General features: G+C 62.9%; 16 protein-coding genes. 6 read left to right on the top strand and 10 right to left on the bottom strand.

The window, feature by feature from the left end; genetic code table 11:
• Positions 1 to 173: 173 nt before the first annotated feature.
• The gene (locus FW796_RS14000) at positions 174 to 2,192 is read left to right on the top strand and encodes a pilus assembly protein TadG-related protein (protein ID WP_346636301.1); all 2,019 of its coding nucleotides are present in this window, start codon (positions 174 to 176) and stop codon (positions 2,190 to 2,192) included.
• Here the strand turns inward: FW796_RS14000 and FW796_RS13995 are convergent.
• Both FW796_RS13995 and FW796_RS13990 read right to left on the bottom strand, forming a co-directional pair.
• Positions 2,177 to 4,939 carry a PAS domain-containing sensor histidine kinase gene (locus FW796_RS13995; protein ID WP_446439482.1) on the bottom strand — a complete coding sequence of 921 codons (2,763 nt, stop codon included), beginning with the start codon at positions 4,937 to 4,939 and terminating at the stop codon, positions 2,177 to 2,179. The two genes, FW796_RS14000 and FW796_RS13995, sit on opposite strands and share 16 nt — an antisense overlap.
• Positions 4,936 to 5,373 carry a TadE/TadG family type IV pilus assembly protein gene (locus FW796_RS13990; protein ID WP_346636299.1) on the bottom strand — a complete coding sequence of 146 codons (438 nt, stop codon included), beginning with the start codon at positions 5,371 to 5,373 and terminating at the stop codon, positions 4,936 to 4,938. The genes FW796_RS13995 and FW796_RS13990 overlap by 4 nt, the downstream gene beginning before the upstream one ends.
• A gap of 73 nt (positions 5,374 to 5,446) precedes the next feature.
• Here FW796_RS13990 and FW796_RS13985 point away from each other — a divergent pair, with 73 nt between their 5' ends.
• Both FW796_RS13985 and FW796_RS13980 read left to right on the top strand, forming a co-directional pair.
• Positions 5,447 to 5,917 (top strand): prepilin peptidase, encoded by a 471-nt coding sequence (locus FW796_RS13985; RefSeq protein ID WP_346636298.1) that lies wholly within the window; start codon positions 5,447 to 5,449, stop codon positions 5,915 to 5,917.
• A gap of 126 nt (positions 5,918 to 6,043) precedes the next feature.
• Positions 6,044 to 6,832, top strand: coding sequence for a response regulator transcription factor (locus tag FW796_RS13980; RefSeq protein ID WP_346636297.1), 789 nt, complete (start codon positions 6,044 to 6,046; stop codon positions 6,830 to 6,832).
• Positions 6,833 to 6,888: 56 nt separating this feature from the next.
• Here the strand turns inward: FW796_RS13980 and FW796_RS13975 are convergent, their stop codons facing one another.
• Genes FW796_RS13975 through cpaB form a run of 8 tightly spaced genes read right to left on the bottom strand, consistent with a single transcriptional unit; the run spans position 6,889 to position 14,355 of the window.
• Complete coding sequence (locus FW796_RS13975; protein WP_346636296.1) at positions 6,889 to 7,155, bottom strand: DUF3613 domain-containing protein; 267 nt, start codon at positions 7,153 to 7,155, stop codon at positions 6,889 to 6,891.
• A gap of 1 nt (position 7,156) precedes the next feature.
• Positions 7,157 to 7,891: a tetratricopeptide repeat protein gene (locus FW796_RS13970; RefSeq protein ID WP_346636295.1), complete on the bottom strand. Its 735-nt coding sequence runs from the start codon at positions 7,889 to 7,891 to the stop codon at positions 7,157 to 7,159.
• Positions 7,892 to 7,901: 10 nt separating this feature from the next.
• The gene (locus tag FW796_RS13965) at positions 7,902 to 8,786 is read right to left on the bottom strand and encodes a type II secretion system F family protein (RefSeq protein ID WP_346636294.1); all 885 of its coding nucleotides are present in this window, start codon (positions 8,784 to 8,786) and stop codon (positions 7,902 to 7,904) included.
• A gap of 1 nt (position 8,787) precedes the next feature.
• Entirely contained in the window at positions 8,788 to 9,669 is an 882-nt protein-coding gene (locus FW796_RS13960; RefSeq protein WP_346636293.1) for a type II secretion system F family protein, read from the bottom strand.
• Between the two features lie 16 nt (positions 9,670 to 9,685).
• Complete coding sequence (locus FW796_RS13955) at positions 9,686 to 10,966, bottom strand: CpaF family protein (RefSeq protein ID WP_346636292.1); 1,281 nt, start codon at positions 10,964 to 10,966, stop codon at positions 9,686 to 9,688.
• A complete protein-coding gene (locus tag FW796_RS13950) occupies positions 10,963 to 12,150 on the bottom strand; it encodes an AAA family ATPase (RefSeq protein ID WP_446439481.1) in 1,188 nt (395 codons plus the stop codon). The genes FW796_RS13955 and FW796_RS13950 overlap by 4 nt, the downstream gene beginning before the upstream one ends.
• Entirely contained in the window at positions 12,147 to 13,400 is a 1,254-nt protein-coding gene (locus tag FW796_RS13945) for a type II and III secretion system protein family protein (RefSeq protein WP_446439480.1), read from the bottom strand. The genes FW796_RS13950 and FW796_RS13945 overlap by 4 nt, the downstream gene beginning before the upstream one ends.
• Before the next feature lie 19 nt (positions 13,401 to 13,419).
• Positions 13,420 to 14,355, bottom strand: coding sequence for a Flp pilus assembly protein CpaB (gene cpaB / locus FW796_RS13940; protein WP_446439479.1), 936 nt, complete (start codon positions 14,353 to 14,355; stop codon positions 13,420 to 13,422).
• Positions 14,356 to 14,685: 330 nt separating this feature from the next.
• Here cpaB and FW796_RS13935 point away from each other — a divergent pair, with 330 nt between their 5' ends.
• Genes FW796_RS13935 through FW796_RS13925 form a run of 3 tightly spaced genes read left to right on the top strand, consistent with a single transcriptional unit; the run spans position 14,686 to position 15,627 of the window.
• Complete coding sequence (locus FW796_RS13935; RefSeq protein ID WP_446439478.1) at positions 14,686 to 14,892, top strand: Flp family type IVb pilin; 207 nt, start codon at positions 14,686 to 14,688, stop codon at positions 14,890 to 14,892.
• A 57-nt stretch (positions 14,893 to 14,949) separates the two neighbouring features.
• Positions 14,950 to 15,156: a Flp family type IVb pilin gene (locus tag FW796_RS13930; protein ID WP_346636287.1), complete on the top strand. Its 207-nt coding sequence runs from the start codon at positions 14,950 to 14,952 to the stop codon at positions 15,154 to 15,156.
• A gap of 57 nt (positions 15,157 to 15,213) precedes the next feature.
• Positions 15,214 to 15,627: a response regulator gene (locus tag FW796_RS13925; protein ID WP_346636286.1), complete on the top strand. Its 414-nt coding sequence runs from the start codon at positions 15,214 to 15,216 to the stop codon at positions 15,625 to 15,627.
• The last annotated feature ends 20 nt before the right edge of the window (positions 15,628 to 15,647 follow it).

The following is a 15,647-nucleotide window of genomic DNA, read 5'->3' as shown; positions in this document are numbered from 1 at the left end:
TCCTGAGTTTTTGCGAGGCTCATCGGGAACGCCGCATGAGGGGCTCCCGATGACCCCGCTCACCGCCAGTCAGCCGGGCTATCACCCTGCCAGCATGCCCCTCAAGCGTTGTCTACACTGCCTCATATTCTTGGAGGTAGCGCTCGGCTGCGAGCCGGTAAAGGAGTGCCCCGATGTCTCCCCTGAAGCGGTTTTCCGGCCCGGCTCGACAACGCGGGGCCATTGGCCTGATGGCGGCGGCGACCCTGGGTCTGGCGCTGTTGCTCATGTTGCTGGTGGTGGACAGCGGTCGGCTCTACATGGAGCAGCGCAAGTTGCAACGGGTCGCGGACAACGCGGCGCTGGAAGCCGTCAGCCGTGGCGGCAATTGCCAGGCCGGCCTGACTGCCGCCACCTATGCCGGGCAGAGTGCAGTGCGCAATGGTTTCGTCATCGCCACCGGCAGTACCCTCACCACCACCTGTGGCTCCCTGACCACCGGAGCCAACAGCTTGCGTACCTTCAATGCCAACCCAGCGCAGTCGGCGGCCGTGCGGGTGATTGCCACCAACACCGTACCCATCAGCGTGGCGTCGGGGGTGGGGGCGCTGTTCTCGCCAGGCCCGATCAACCTCACCACTCAGCTCAGCGCCACGGCCGTGGCTGCTGCGCCGACGCCACCGCTGGCGCAACTGAGCATTCGCAGCACCATAGGCACCGTCAACAGCACCAACTCACCGATACTCAATGCCGTGGTGGGCAACATGCTCGGCGGCAGTGTGAACATCAGTGCTGTGGGCTGGAATGGCCTGCTCAACAGCGATATCAATTTACTGCGCTACCTCGATCAACTGGCGATCGACCTGGGCGTCGCCGCCGGCAACTACACCCAGTTGCTCAACACCCAGGCCAGCCTGACCCGGCTGATCCAGACCGCCGCCACCGTGGTCCAGGCCAATGGCGCGACCGCCGACATACTGGCGGCCCTGGGGGCTCTACAAGTAGCGGTGAGTGCCCAGATACCGCAGTTGAAACTGGGGGACATCCTGAAACTGCAGACCGGTGCTGCATCCACCGCGCTGGATGCCAACTTGCAGCTCTTCCAACTGCTGCAAGCGATGATTCAACTGGCCAACAGCAAGAGCGCAGTGGCAGCGGTGATACCGGCCAACCTGCTGGGCCTGGCCAGTGTGACGGTCCGGGTCAAGGTCATTGAGCCGCCTCAGTTCTCCGCTGTCGGTGACCCTCGGCTGGCCATCCTCGATCCGTTGGGGGCCAATCGCATCTACGTGCGCACAGCTCAGGTACGGACGCTGATTTCGGTCAACCTCACAGGCCTGTCCGGGGTGACCGGCCTGGCCAACGCCTTGCTGGGGCTGGTGGGCTCGCTGACTCCGACCCTCAACAGTGTCCTGAGCCTGAATCTGGCCGATACCATCAACTCCTTGGGCTGCCTGCTGGGCGCCGGGTGCCAGCAAGTGGACCCGCAAGTGCTGCCTTCTCCGCGAATCGATATCAACCTGGAGCTGGGGGGCGCCAAGGCCTACGTCACCAACTACAGCTGTCCGACGGGCAACACCGGAACCAAAAGCCTCACGGCGCACAGCGAGTCGTCCCTGGCCGACATCAAGGTGGGGCAGATTGATCCCAACACCGCGTTCTCTTCCTCGACGGAACCTGTGGTGACGCCGCTGCCGATCATCGACCTGGGTATCTGGACCTGTCACAAGATTCTGGGGATCGGCAGTTGCGGGCCGGCGCGCACGGCCTTCGCCGCAGGGGGCATCGGCATCAAGGTTGATAGTTCGCTGGGGCTCAGCCAGACCGGACCGAACGTGGGGCGGGATCTGATCTACTCAAGCGGTGCGCCGGATTTTTCCGTGCCGCGCAATGTCAACCAGGCGCCGACCTACCAGAACGCCGCCCCGACCAACAACCTCGTCAACAGCCTATCGGGCACTATTGCCGGGATCAGCCTGCAGGTTTACCAGCCGGTCAGCGCCAACCTCCTTGGCTCGGTGGTGGCAGTAGCGGGAGGAGTGATCAACGGTGTCACCAGCCTGATCATGCCGTTGATCAGCAACCTGCTGAGCCCCCTGCTCGATCCGCTGTTGAATAACTTGCTGACGGCGCTGGGGATCAACCTGATGGATGTGGAAGTAGGCGCCAACCTCACCTGTGGGCAGACGGGCAGGGCCTATCTGGTGATCTGATCCGCCTGGGCGATCGGCAGCTCGATGCAAAAACGTGCGCCGTCCTGACCGTTGCTGACACTCAGGCGACCGCCCATGTTCTGGATTATGCCGTAGCTCACCGACAGACCGAGCCCGGTGCCGACGCCCACCGGCTTAGTGGTGAAGAAGGGCTCGAAGATTCGCTCCAGCAGCCGCGGGTCGATGCCACCGGCGTTGTCCTCGACCCACAGGCGCACCCACTGTTCGTCACGCTGGCCGTGTATGGCAATCCAGGGTTTGAAATCCTTCTGCTGGCCCAGCTTGCCCAGCAGGGCGTCCCGGGCATTCACCAAAAGGTTGATCAGCACCTGTTCCAACTGGTCGACAAAGCCCAGCACCTGGACCTCGAAACCCAGCTCGCTGATACGCAGTTCCAGTCCCTTGCCGCGTATGCCTTCGGCCAGCAGTGACAGGGTACCCTCGATGGCATTGGCTGGATTGAAGGGCTGTTGCTCCACCTCCGAACGTCGGCCGAATACCCGCATGTGATCCACCACTCGGGCGGCCCGCTGGACCTGAGCGTCGATGCGATTGAGTTTGTCGGTGAGGTAGTCGACCTGGATATCGCCATTGCTCAGGCGCTTTAGCACATTGACGATGGCCATGCGCATCACGTTGAGCGGCTGGTTGATTTCATGGGCCAGGCCGGTGGCCATTTCCCCCAGGGTGGCCATTTTCGCGCTTTGCGTCAGTTGCTGCTGGGAGCGCCGCACCTCGGTGTTGTCACGGCCCACGGCCTGGATTTCCAGCAACTGCCCCTGGTCATCGAATACCCCGCGATCCGACCAGACCCACCAGGCGTGTTCACGTCCTGGCAGTTGCAGGTTGATCTCTGCGGTGCTGACCGGAAACTCCGGGCTCAGCAACTTGAGTCGCCGTTCGAACCCCTCGCGCTGTTCGGCGGACAGCCACTGTCCCAGATTGCTCCCCGGCAGATCCTCGGCGGCGCACTCCAGGTAGGCTGCCAGCGGCCGGTTGCCGAAGGTCAGGGTCAGGTCCGGGCGGTAGCGGCAGATCATCGCCGGCGAGTCTTCCACCAGAATCCGGTAGCGCTCCTCGCTCTTGCGCACCTGTTCGGCGGTCAGGGTGGCTTCGGTGACGTCCAGCCACAGGCCAACGGCTTCCACCGGCAGGCCCAGGTCATCGCGCAGCAGCCGGGCTTCGTCCAGGACCCAGTGGAAGTTTCCCTGGCGATCCCGGAGTCGGTAGCGGGCGTGGACATTGCCTTCGCGCAGCAGTTGGCGGCAGCGCTGGAAGTACAGGTCGCGGTCATCGGGGTGGACCCACTCCGCCAGGGTTGCTTCGCGGCAGTCTTCCAGGGTCCAGCCCAGCAGGGGTTGCAGGCTGGCGCTGAAAAAACTCGGTTGCAGGGCGCCTTCCTGGTAGCGCTGGACATAGATCACCGCCGGCGAGCTGGCGATCAGGTTATCCAGGCGGGCATGGGCCGCGGCGGCTTGTTGCTGTTGGTTCTTGATGTCGCTGATATCCAGCATGAACCCCACCAGCCGTTGCTGTTCCCCGCGTCCCAGGGCCTGGCCCTGCAAGCGGTACCAGCGCGGTGGCGCGCTCGGGTCAGCTTCATGCAGGCGTACGCAGAGCAGCAGCGGCTTGCCCAGTTTCAGGGCCTGCAGGCGGCTGCTGAGTTCGGCGCGGTCGGCGGGGTGAATCAGTTCCAGCCAGTCCTGGACGCTGAGTCTGTTGCTGGGGGCGGGCAGTTGCAGGCTGGCGGCCAGTTGGCTGGCCAGCAGCACCTGCGCCGTGTCGGCGCAGAGCTCCCACCAGCCGGCGCCCAGCAGTCCTTGCAGGGCTTCCAGGCGTTCCAGGTGCAGATGATGACGATGTTCCCGCAGGCGGCTGAGCAGTGGTCCGGCCAGGGCCGCGGTGAGCATCAGCCAGTCGCGATCCAGCAGGTTGGGCGCATATTGCTGCACGGTGTAACAGCCGCACAGGAGCCAGGCGGCAACACCATGGTCGTCCCGGTAGGGCACCAGGAAACCTTCGCGATGACCGAAGATACCCTGCAGCCGCGGGTGTTCATTCAGGCCCTGGATATGATTCAGATGCAGCGGTGTGTTGCCGCTCAGGCTGTCCAGGCCGGTGCCCAGCTCTTGGTCGTTATGCCACAGCCGGGGCGCGTCATGGGCGCTGTAGCAGCTGTGGATGACCCAGCTTTGCTCCTGTTCGTCGAGCAAGGCCAGGCCTAGGCAGGGGATGTGCCAGTAGCGGGCCAGGTCGGCGAGCTGGTCGTGCAGTACGTCCGACAGACGGGTCAGGTTGCACAGGCGGATCTGTTCGCTGATCTGCGCGGCGAAGATCCGGCATTGCTCACGGCTCAGGGCCTGCTGGCGTTGTTGAATCAGGTCGCCGATGTCCAGCAGATGCAGCGACCATTGCGAACCCCAGGGCTGGAGCCAGCCGCGCAGGTGCAAGGTCTTGCCACCCAGCCCGCGCAGGTCCAGGTCCAGCACCTGTCCACTCCAATCGGCGGGACGGCCTTCGAGGGCCAGGGTGCTGTCGGGCAGGATGTAGTCCAGCAGATGTGGTGGCTCGGCGGAGGGGGGCAATTGGACCAGCCCATGGCGCAACGGCCCGCTACTGCTGAGGACTCTGCCCTGCTGGTCCAGTATCAGTTGCAGGCCGACAGCCTGGGGCGTTACCTGGGGCTCGTCGGCGGGAAGTGGCTGGCGACCCAGCAAGCGCCCGAGAAGCTTGTCCCCAGAGGTCAAAACTGCACACTCGAGATAGCGGTCAGGGTGGTGGGCAGGTTGGGCACCGGGCCGACCACCGGCAATACCAGGCTTGGTAGCACCTGGGTGAGTTTCTGGGTGGGGTAGTCGACCCGCACGGTGAGCACGCCGTTGGCGTATACAGCGCTGTAGTCGGTAGCGGCGAAGTTGAAGGCCGGCGGAATCCAGCTGGTCTGGGTCTGCACCACGGTGTTGGCCAGGTTCTGCACCGTAGTGGCGTAGTTGGCAGTATTGGGGTCGACCGCCACGGCCCGACGCACCGCTTCGGCGGTCGCCTGGTTGAAGGATTGCATCATCAGCAGCGGCAGGCTGTAGCTGACCAGGCCGTAAAACACCGCGAAGAAGATCACGAACACCGCAGCGAACTCGATCGCCACAGCACCTTTCTGCTTTCTAGGGAGGCCCGGTTTCATGAGTGCGTCTACCCTGACAACCACTATGTCCATTGAGCATAGGATCAATCCGGCAAAAGGAACGTTCAAGCCGATGCATTTCTGGGTTTTGTGGATCTGGTTGGCAATCTGTGCGCTGCAGGATCTGCATCAGCGGCATATCGCCAACACCTTGACTCTGGGCGCGGCACTGCTGGCCGCCTTCTACCTGTTGTGGACCGGCAGTACCTGGCTGGGTGCCAGTGCCGCACAGGGCGGCTGGGCATTGTTGCTGGCTCTGCTGTTCACCCTGCCCGGGTATGCCATGGGCCGGATGGGGGCGGGGGACGTCAAGTTGATGGCGGCCCTGGGGCTGCTCTCCGACCCTGAGCATCTGCTGGGGGCCTTTATTGGCGCCGGGCTCTGTAGCCTGGTGTGGTTGCTGATTGTCCCCAGGTTCTGGCTGCAGCAGAAACAAGGACTTGAGCCCCAAGGGCGAGTGTCCGGCACAGGCTTGTCAAAAAAATACCCATTTGCCCCCTTTGTACTGGCTGGAATGGTCTTAACTGTGAGCGTGATCCACTAGTCGCCGGACGGATTAATGCTATGTACATAGTCGGAAAGTGGGTCTAGGTTTTAAGTTGTAGCTGCCCGGATCATGCGGGGCAGGACAGGAGTGGCCCGTCGACGATTGGCCCGCACGGAGTAGCACGTGAACAAGCTCACCTCACAGATGAAAGTGCTCGTGGTCGATGATCAGCCACTGATTGTCGAAGAACTTTGCGAGTTTCTTGAAAGCAGTGGTTACCGTTGTGTTCCTTGCGAGTCCAGCCGCCAGGCTGTGGATTGCTTCAACAAGGACGCGGAAATCTCCCTGGTGCTCTGCGATCTGCACATGCCCGATATGGACGGTATCCAGCTGGTGCAGGAGCTGCAGCGCCTGGCCGGCAAGCATCGGGTGTTCGAAGCCATCATGCTCACCGGGCAGGCGGACAAACAGGACGTGATCAAGGCCCTGCGCGCCGGCATTGCCGACTACTATCAGAAACCCATCGACCTGGACGAACTCCTCGAAGGCCTGCAGCGTCAGGAAATCGCCTTGCAGGAGCGGCAGAAGAACCTGCACCTGGGGCATCTGAACCAGAAGCTGCAGTTTCTTTCGGAGTCCATCGACGATCTGTACCAGGACCTGGACAAGGTCCGGCGTACACCCGCCGCCAGTCGCAGCGAGGAGTCTCAGGGCGACAGCGCCGACGCGGATTCCATCGAGATGCCGGCAATCTTCAACCAGCTGTCGCCACGACAACTGGACGTGGCGCGACTGGTGGGCAAGGGGCAGACCAACTACCAGATTGCCTGCGAACTGGGGATCACCGAAAACACCGTCAAACTCTACGTTTCCCAGGTCCTGCGGCTGACCCACATGCACAACCGCACACAGTTGGCCCTGGCCTTGTCACCGAGCAATTCGGGGTTGCGCCAGCGGGTCACTGCCCACTGATCGCGAGCTGTGCATGGCGGCGGTGATGGATTCACCGCCGCTTGATTCCCTCCTGACTATTTGGTTTCCACCTTGCCACCGGCATCCGGGTCGTACAGGTCCGGAATTTCGTAGTGGTATTTTTTCAACCAGCGTTGCAGCGCCAGTTCACGTTCCGTGGGGGTCGCCGTCTGTGGCTGCGGCGAGGCCGCCAGATTGCGACTTTGCAACAGCAGCCAGCCTTCGGTCTCCTGCTGCTGGGGCGAGGCGGGGCCTGCGTCGATGGCCAGTGCGGCCAGGGGCAGCGTCAGCAGAACGGTACAGCAGAGCATGGGCAGTTTCATTTCAGCGCTCCTTGGTCGGCGTGGCCTCAGGCTGCAGGGTGGTGGACCCCTTGGCCACCTGGGTCACGGAGGCGGTGGTGGCCGCGGGTTTCCCGAGCTCCTCGGCGCGGGCCTGGGCCTGGGCAAATTGCTGGGGATTGAGGTTGGCCTGGCTGACCACTTCTGCGGCTTGCTTCCAGTTGTCCTGATAGAGCAACAGGGTCACCAGGTTGATGGCCGCCAACGGCTCGGACTGCTTGAGCTCGATGGCTGTGAGGAATTCGAAGCGCGCCTCTTCGATGCGCAACTGGTTGAGGTAGACGACCCCCAGGTCGTTGCGGATTTTTTCATTGGTCGGTGCCAGATGCGCCGCCCGTTGCAGGTGAGCCTGGGCCTGGCCGTTATCTCCCCGTGCCGCCGCCAACTGGCCCAGGCCATGCTCGCCCTCGGCGGCCAGGCATGAACCCAGCAGGCTGCGGTACAGCGGCTCGGCCTCACTACGGCCCAGCAGACGGTAGACCCGGGCCTTGCGTACCCGCACTTCGGCGAGGTTGTCCGGCAGGTTCTGCAGGTTGGCCAGGCTGGCGTAGAGCTTGCCGTCGTTGGCCATCTCATCGGCGAGATTGACCGCCAACTCTTGCTCGGAGCTGAGCTTGGCGCAACTGGTGGTGTTGGTCAGGGTCGCCCACGACACCTGGCCGTTGCTGGCGCATCCGCCGAGCAGCAACAAGCTGGCAGCGACAATCATGGCTTTCATCAGATTCCCTCTAGGAAGCAAAGGCCCGGGCGATGGCGGTGAAGCCCGGCCCGGCCAGTACGATCAACAAGGCGGGGAAGAGAAACAGCATCATCACCACCGACATTTTGGCCGACATTTTCGAGATGTATTCCTGCAGGCGGGTCAGGCGCCGGTCGTCGAGCAACTGCTTGAGGGCCTGCAGGGATTTCATCGCGCCGCCACCTTGCAGTATCAGTTGCTGGAGAATCACGCAGGTGTCGGTGAATTCGTCTACCGCCAGCAGGGTTGCGGTCTGGCTGAGTTCCTGGCCCAACTCCAGGCCCGAATCGACCCGCGCCAGGATCAGGCGCAGCTCGTGGGTCAGTTCCGGCAGCAGCTTCTGGGCTTCGTTGCCCAGAACCCGCAAGGCCTGTTCCACGGCCATGCCCGACTCGAACAGAATGCGCAGCAAGGGAATGAAGGTGGAGATCTCCATGGCGATGAGTTTCTGCCGGCGCTTGGCGGCGTAGGCCAGGGCGCGCTTGGGCAGCAGATAGCCGGCACCGGCGGCCAGCATGGGCACCAGCCATTTGTTCTCGGCCTGGGGATAGGCCACTTCCTGGATGAAGATCGTCAGGCACACCACCAGCAGCGGCGTGGCGATCTGCAAGGCGGCGAACAGCGAGCGCTGGTTGGCTCGACGCCAGCCCAGGCGGTTGAGCAGGACCTGCGTCTCGCTGTCCATGCTGACGGCGCGCTGGCCGAAGCGGCTGTCGCCCAGCAGTCGCAGCCAACTGCCCAGGCGGTTGTCACGGGTCATGTTGCCCTGCAGTCGCTGGGCAATCTGGCGCTCGCGCCGGCGCTGCTCCAGCACGCCGTTGCCAAGCAGCAGCAAGGCGCCGAAAAACAACATCGCAGCGGCCAGCAGAAGCATTTCAGATACTCCTCAACATACGCCACAGCGCCAGGCAGCCGAAGATCTGCAGGCACACGGCAATAATCAGCATCTGTTGCCCGGCAGGGTCGTGCCACATGCCGAGCATGTAGCCGGGGTTGGTGAGCATGAAGTAACTCACCAGAATCATTGGCAGGAGCCCCAAGACCCAGGCGGTCATGCGGGTTTCCCCGGTCATCGCACTCAGTTGCCGAGCCCCTTGCTCTCGCTCGCGAATCAGCTTGATCAGGTTTTCCAGTAGCTCGCTGGCGTTGCCGCCGTAACGGTGATTGACCTTGAGGCCCAGGGCGAACATGCGTAACTCGTCCTGTTCGTAGAACTCGGCAAAATCACTGACTGCGTCCGGCAGGTTGACCCCCAGCTGCACGTTGCGCTGGATACGCCCCATGGCTTGTTTCAGTGGATCGTTGCTGGCCTCGATGGCTCCCAGCACGGCGTCTGCCAGGGTGCGCCCGGACTTCAGGCTGCGCACGCTGTGATCCAGCAAGGGGGGCAGTTGCTCGATCATGCGCTTGAGCCGGCGCTGGTACAGCCAGGCGATATACAGCCGCAACAGCAGCGGTGGGCCGCAGATGCAACCCAGCAGCCCGAGCCAGTCCCCCAGCAGGTAGCCCAGCAATATGAGTACTGCCCACATCGCCAGCCACAGGCCCAGGCGCTCACTGGGCTGGCCCAGACCGGCGCGGGCGAATGCGCGCTCCAGGCCGGTCCATGAACTGCGTTGCGGGCGCAGATCGGGTTGCCCCTCGGCCAGCCGGTTGAGTACCCGTTCACGCTCGGTCTTGCGCACGCCGTGGTAGAACAGCCAGCCGGAAAGCCCCAGCAGAATCAGGCAGATCAAGGTAAGCAGCAGACCGATCATGGGCTACCTCGCCGGTTCAATTGACGCCCAGCCCGCTCTCGCGGCGCAGTTTGTCCCCTGCCGGATTCAGTGCCTCGCGCAAGAAGCCGAAGCCCAAGCCGTTGCGGCGATCCAGGCGGAACAGGGTATTGGTGACATAGATGTCATCGCGAATGCCCACCACCTCCACCACTTCGCTGACGCAGCGCCGGCCATCGGGCAGACGGGTCAACTGGATCACCACATCCAGGGCCGCGCAGATCATCTGCCGCAAGGTGCGCTCGGCGATCTGGCGACCTGTCAGGCCTACCAGGGTTTCCAGGCGCAGCAGCGCATCCTGGGCGTTGTTGGCGTGCACGGTACTCATGGAACCATCGTGGCCGGTGTTCATCGCGGTCAGCACATCCAGCACCTCCACGCCACGGATCTCACCGAGGATGATCCGGTCCGGGCGCATCCGCAGGGCGTTGCGAATCAGGTCGCTGGCCTTGACCTCGCCATGGCCCTCGGCATTGGGCGGACGGGTTTCCAGGCGCACCACATGGGGGTGTCCCAGTTGCAGTTCGGCCACGTCTTCGATGGTCACCAGCCGCTCGTGGGGATTGATCAACTGACTGAGGATGTTCAGCAGGGTGGTCTTGCCGGTGCCGGTGCCGCCGCTGATCAGGATGTTGCAGCGTTTGCCCACGGCCTCCTGGAGGAACTCGAAGATCGCCAGGTCGATGGTCTGCATGGCGATCAGGTCGCTGCTCTTGAGCATGTCCTTGCGAAATTTACGAATCGACAGGCAGGGGCCGTCCAGGGCGATGGGCGGGATGATTGCGTTGACCCGGCTGCCGTCCGGCAGCCGCGCATCGACCATGGGCGAGGACTCGTCGAGGCGTCGGCCAAGGGGCGCGAGAATCCGCTGCATGACCCGCTCCACATGGTGGGCGTCGATAAAACGCAGGTCGCTCTGGTGCAATACACCGTCACGCTCGACGAATACCCGGTGCGGACCGTTGACCAGGATTTCAGTCACCGCCGGGTCGCGCAGCAGCACTTCCAGGGGGCCGAAGCCGGTCAGCTCATCAACGATTTCCTCCGCCAGGCGCTCCATCTCGTAGCGCGAAATCGCCAGGTGCATGCGCGCGATGTACTCCGCCACTTTATCGGTGACGAACTGCGCAAGGTTCTGCCGCGAGCTTTCCAGCAGGTTCTTTCCCGATTCTTCGATGGCATCGATGATGTAGCGATGCAGCACCAGCTTCAGCCCCTCGTGATCGCTGTTACCCAGGGTCGCGCGGGCTGGGGCACCAAACAGTTTTTCGCCGCTCATCTGCCCCCCATGATCCGGTTGAGCCAGCCGGCTTTGGGCTTGGGCAGGCCTTCGGAACGTTTGGCCAGGCGCTCGCCCAGGGTACGCAGGCTTTGCGTCAGGGCTTCGCGTGGGGCCAGTTCGAACAGGGTGACGCCCTGGTTCTTGGCATTCAGGCGAATCTCCGGGCTGTAGGCCAGCACCGCGATCACCTCCAGGCCAAAAGTCTTGCCCAGGGTCTCGGAGTCTGGTGCGACGGCGCGCAGGTAACGGTCCACCAGCAAGCGCGCGTGATCGAGCTTCAAGCCCTTTTCGCGCCAATGGTTGAGCACCGCCAGGTTGCGCCGGCAGTCGAGCACGTTCTGGTCGGTGCACCAGATCAGCTTGTCGCAATGACTGACGAAGGTGCGCAGGGCCTCGCTGTCCGGTTGCCCGACCAGGTTCACCACGATGTGCTGGAAGTGCTGGCGCAAGGCACTGAGCAGCATGTACAGCTCGGCCGCGCTGGTGTGTTCCAGGGGCTCGTCGTGGGGGGCATAGGCGAGGATGCGCAAGCCGGCCTCGGCACTGGTGAAGGCGCTGTCGATCAGGGTTGTATCCAGGCGTCGCAAGTGCCGCAGGGCGTCGCCAAAGTGGAAGGAGCTTTCCAGCCCCAGCAAGGCCAGGCTGTCGCCCCGGGGCAGACCGAGGTCCAGCAATAGGGTCTGCTGACCGCTCTTCTGCACCACCAGCGCCAGGTGCCCGGCCAGGAGTGCGCCATCCCCGTCGCCCTGGACGCCGTAGAGCACGGTCAGGCCGCCCAGATGGGTGTTGGGCGTCACGGCCGGCAGGCGCTTGCTCAAGCGTCTGACCAGGCCGGCGACTTCGCTGGAGCGCGAGCCGTAGGCGACAAAATCCCGCGCCCCGGCGCGCATGGCGTTGAGCACCAACTGGTTGTCCATGCCATCGCCGAGGGCAACGATCGCCAGCATCGGCTTGGCTTCCAGGGCCCCTTCGATCAGCGCGGCCTGGGCCACTACATGCTCGCGGTCGAGGCCGACGAACACCAGATTGGCGAAGGTCACGTCCACCAGTGCCAGCAACTCGTCGAGGCTGCCATCGGCCCCCACTACCTGGCCCAGGGGCGCCAGGGCCCCTTGCAGCCACTCAAGGTCGGTGCTGTTGCGGGTGATGGCAAGAAAGGTCTGACTCAGGCTCTGGCTCATTGCGATAGCCCGCTGCGCTTGTCGAAGTTGCCGTTCTCGAGGAAGAACATGCGATAGAAGTTCGGGTCGTAGCTGCGCAAGCGCTCACCGGGCAAGGCCGGCAGTTTGGCGTCGGCGGCCAGGGGCTGGACCAGGTGCGGAGTGACCACCATCAGCAGCTCGCGCTCCTCGCGATTGATCGTCGAGTCGCGGAAGAACGCACCCAGTACCGGGATGTCCCCCAGCCCGGGAAACTTGTTCACCTGGGAACTGTTGCGGGAGCTGATCAGGCCGCTGATGACGAAGCTCTCGCCATCGGCCAGGGAGATGCTGGTATCGGTACGGCGGATGGTCAGGGCGGGCACCTGGGTCCCGGCGATGGTCACAGCGTTGCTGTAGTCCAGCTCGCTGACCTCCGGGGCCACTTTCAGCGAGATGCGACCGCTGTCGACAATGGTGGGGGTCAGGGTCAGGCGGATACCGAATTCCTTGTACTCGATGGTCACGCTGTTGCTGCCGGTGCTAGGCACCGGAATAGGGATCTCGCCACCGGCAAGGAAGCTTGCGCTCTGGCCGCTGAGGGCCACCAGCGACGGCCGGGCCAGGGTGTAGGCGAAGCCGCTGCCTTCCAGGGCGTTGATCAGCGTCAGCACCCGCCCGTTGCCGAAGCCGATATTGAAGGTGCCGTTGTCCAGGGGGATGTTGGTGCGCCGGCCACCGAAGGTCGGGGTGACGCTGCCGGAGGTGCCACTGCTGACAGGAGCGGTGTTGGGGGAACCGAACAGGAAGTTGTGCCCACGGCCGAAGATCGAGGTACTGGCCTCCTTGAGCTTGGTGCGGCTGACCTCGACGAAGCGGATGTCGGTCTGTACCTGGCTGGGCAGCAACGGATCATCGCTGATTGGCAAGCGGCTGGTAGTCATGTCGGCAGTGGCCCGGCCGCGGACGAATACCATGCTCTTGCGCGGAGTGCTGGAGCAGGAGGTCCAGACCATCAGGCTAGTGGCGCCAGGGGCCATGCCGGTGAGGAGAAAGGCCTTGTTGCCGTTGGCGTGGACATCGGCGACTTTCGGATCGCCCACCGCCAGCCGGGTGATGGCCACCGGGGACTGCAGTTCCTGCTGCAAACCTTCGCCGACTTCCAGCACTGTCGGCAACGGCGCCAGGCTCGAGCAGCCCGGCACTGGAGCAGCCAGGGCCTGGTTCCAGAGCAACTGGCCCAGGCTCAGGGTCAACAGTGTGGTGAACAGCGGCATGGAACGACTGCGCATGTAGTGCATCCTTGCTCAATCAGGGAGTTTGTTGAGAGACCTGGTTACCTCGGATGACCTCTACCGCCGATCGTGGTGCGCCACCGTGGGCGACCGGACTACGGGGAGCGTTGCCGAGGGCCAGTTGAGTGAACTGGAACAGGTTGCTGTTGGCGGCATCGAGGTGGCCGATGGCGTCCTCGTTGCCCGCCCAGTAATGGGCCAGGCGCTGTTCCTCGCTGCTACGCACGGCCAGTCGCAGCACACCGACCTGGGTGGCGAGCATCAGCCGGCTCAAGAGCTGCTCGGGAACGGCCAGGACCACAGTACGGGCGGCGATCCGGCGCTGGTCCTGCTTGAGCTTCTCCTCGTTGCTTACGGCAGGGGCAGCGGGCTGTCCGTCATTGGTCAGTCCCAGTTGTTCGCCTACCGCCAGGACCCGCATGGCGGGCACCGCAATCTGTGCCGATTGCTGTGGATTGGTGGTGTCCTGGCGCAGGAACAGCAGCACGTCGACATAGTCCCCGGGGCTTAGTTGTCCGGCGGCGCCGATCACTTCATCCACCGCTACCGCCAGGGCTCGCTCATCGCTGCGAATCATCCGTGCCAGGGCGCCACCGGACTCGAAACTCTGGGCGTTGAGCCAGGTGCCGGCGCTCAGTTGCCGCCAGGGCGTACGCCCCACCGCCTGATCAATGGCATTGAGGCTGCCGGCCGGCGCGGTGCGCAGTTTTTCCAGCGCCAGATCCGCGGCGGTGAGGGGAATGAACGGCGGTACATCGTGCACCAGTACCACCACGGGTTGGCGGGTCTGGTCCTCGGCGTTGCTGGTGACTTGTTCGACGACAGGTGGGGCCACCGGTTGAGTCGGTGGTGCCGGTTCGGGTTGACGGCTGAGGACCAGGCCCCAGTAACCGAAAAACACCGCCCCCAGCAGTAGAAGTCCAGCCAGACCGATTGTGACGCGACTGTTCATGAAGGCTCTCCCTATCCTGCTGCACTACCAGCCCGTGATTCCAAACGAGTTAATTTCGCAATCAGGCAGCTATGAACATGCAACTATTTCGCTATGTGAAGGTAGTAGAGCTAGGACGAAATGCCATTAACTCGTCGAAAAATAGCTAACAAAGGTATGAGTTACCCAACAGGGGGAGTTTTTTTGGCGCCAACCTTCCAATTAATACTTAGTGATTAATCAGTTCTTACAGTTGCTGGGCTGGGCTTTGTTGACAATGCTCAACTTGCACCGGGGAACTTTGTTCCGGTGTGCTTGCATCGGCGCCGTCTGGCGCATAGGAGAACTAGGATGATCCTTCAATATTTGTGGCTCAGGGCGCGCCTGTTTTTTGACCGTACCGATGGCGCTTCCGCGATCGAGTACGCGATTGTGGTGGCCATGGTTGCGGTTGTGGTGGTGGCGTTCGTGACCCCTCTGGGTAATCGGGTGCTGGCCATTTTCAACAACGTTCTGGTTGCCTTGGGAGGAGCCACGGTCACTCGCCCCACTCCGTGAATCAGCGCGTGAGTGCTTCGCCGGCTGTTGCTGCGATCGATAAATCGGAGGTGCTTCATGCTGATTGAATACCTGCTGCTTCGCGCTCGCCTGTTTCTGGCCCGGACACACGGTGCGTCGGCCATCGAGTACGCGATAGTGGTTGCCATGGTAGCGGTTGTCGTAGTGGTGTTCGTGACGCCGATGGGCGATCGGGTCTTGGCCATTTTCAACAATATTCTGGTTGCCATGGGAGGTGCCACGGTTACCCGACCCACGCCTTGAGGCCGGCAATTACTCTTGCTGTGAAGGCCGTCGGACAGTCAGCTCAAGGTAATGTCGATGAATATTGCTTCCCCCCAACGCCAGCAACTGCTTCTGGTGGACGATGAAGAAGACGCGCTGCTGGAGCTCACCGAGTTGCTGGAAGGTGAGGGCTTCTGTTGTTTCACCGCAACCTCGGTGAAGCTGGCGTTGGAGCACCTCACTCGCCATCCGGACATTGCGCTGGTCATTACTGACCTGCGTATGCCGGAGGAGAGTGGCCTGTCTTTGATCAAGCGCCTGCGCGAACACACCTCGCGGCAGCATTTGCCGGTCATCGTCATGTCCGGCCATGCCGATATGGATGACGTCAGCGATCTGTTGCGCCTGCAGGTACTGGATCTGTTCCGCAAACCTATCTATCACGTGCGCCTGCTGGAAACCCTCAACAATCTGTTTCCTCAACCCCGGCTGCATATAGTCGGTCCCTGATCGCCCCCTGTCGGCTCGGG

The organism is Pseudomonas sp. 910_21 (assembly GCF_052850735.1).
The sequence above is the reverse complement of the archived record's forward strand: the minus strand, read 5'-3'. Positions and strand labels throughout refer to the sequence as shown.

Coding starts and splice junctions, on each gene's coding strand:
- FW796_RS14000 (WP_346636301.1), top strand. CDS start 174: ATGTCTCCCCTGAAGCGGTTTTCCGGCCCGGCTCGACAACGCGGGGCC.
- FW796_RS13990 (WP_346636299.1), bottom strand. CDS start 5,373: ATGAAACCGGGCCTCCCTAGAAAGCAGAAAGGTGCTGTGGCGATCGAG.
- FW796_RS13985 (WP_346636298.1), top strand. CDS start 5,447: ATGCATTTCTGGGTTTTGTGGATCTGGTTGGCAATCTGTGCGCTGCAG.
- FW796_RS13975 (WP_346636296.1), bottom strand. CDS start 7,155: ATGAAACTGCCCATGCTCTGCTGTACCGTTCTGCTGACGCTGCCCCTG.
- FW796_RS13970 (WP_346636295.1), bottom strand. CDS start 7,891: ATGAAAGCCATGATTGTCGCTGCCAGCTTGTTGCTGCTCGGCGGATGC.
- FW796_RS13965 (WP_346636294.1), bottom strand. CDS start 8,786: ATGCTTCTGCTGGCCGCTGCGATGTTGTTTTTCGGCGCCTTGCTGCTG.
- FW796_RS13960 (WP_346636293.1), bottom strand. CDS start 9,669: ATGATCGGTCTGCTGCTTACCTTGATCTGCCTGATTCTGCTGGGGCTT.
- FW796_RS13955 (WP_346636292.1), bottom strand. CDS start 10,966: ATGAGCGGCGAAAAACTGTTTGGTGCCCCAGCCCGCGCGACCCTGGGT.
- FW796_RS13950 (WP_446439481.1), bottom strand. CDS start 12,150: ATGAGCCAGAGCCTGAGTCAGACCTTTCTTGCCATCACCCGCAACAGC.
- FW796_RS13945 (WP_446439480.1), bottom strand. CDS start 13,400: ATGCGCAGTCGTTCCATGCCGCTGTTCACCACACTGTTGACCCTGAGC.
- cpaB (WP_446439479.1), bottom strand. CDS start 14,355: ATGAACAGTCGCGTCACAATCGGTCTGGCTGGACTTCTACTGCTGGGG.
- FW796_RS13935 (WP_446439478.1), top strand. CDS start 14,686: ATGATCCTTCAATATTTGTGGCTCAGGGCGCGCCTGTTTTTTGACCGT.
- FW796_RS13930 (WP_346636287.1), top strand. CDS start 14,950: ATGCTGATTGAATACCTGCTGCTTCGCGCTCGCCTGTTTCTGGCCCGG.
- FW796_RS13925 (WP_346636286.1), top strand. CDS start 15,214: ATGAATATTGCTTCCCCCCAACGCCAGCAACTGCTTCTGGTGGACGAT.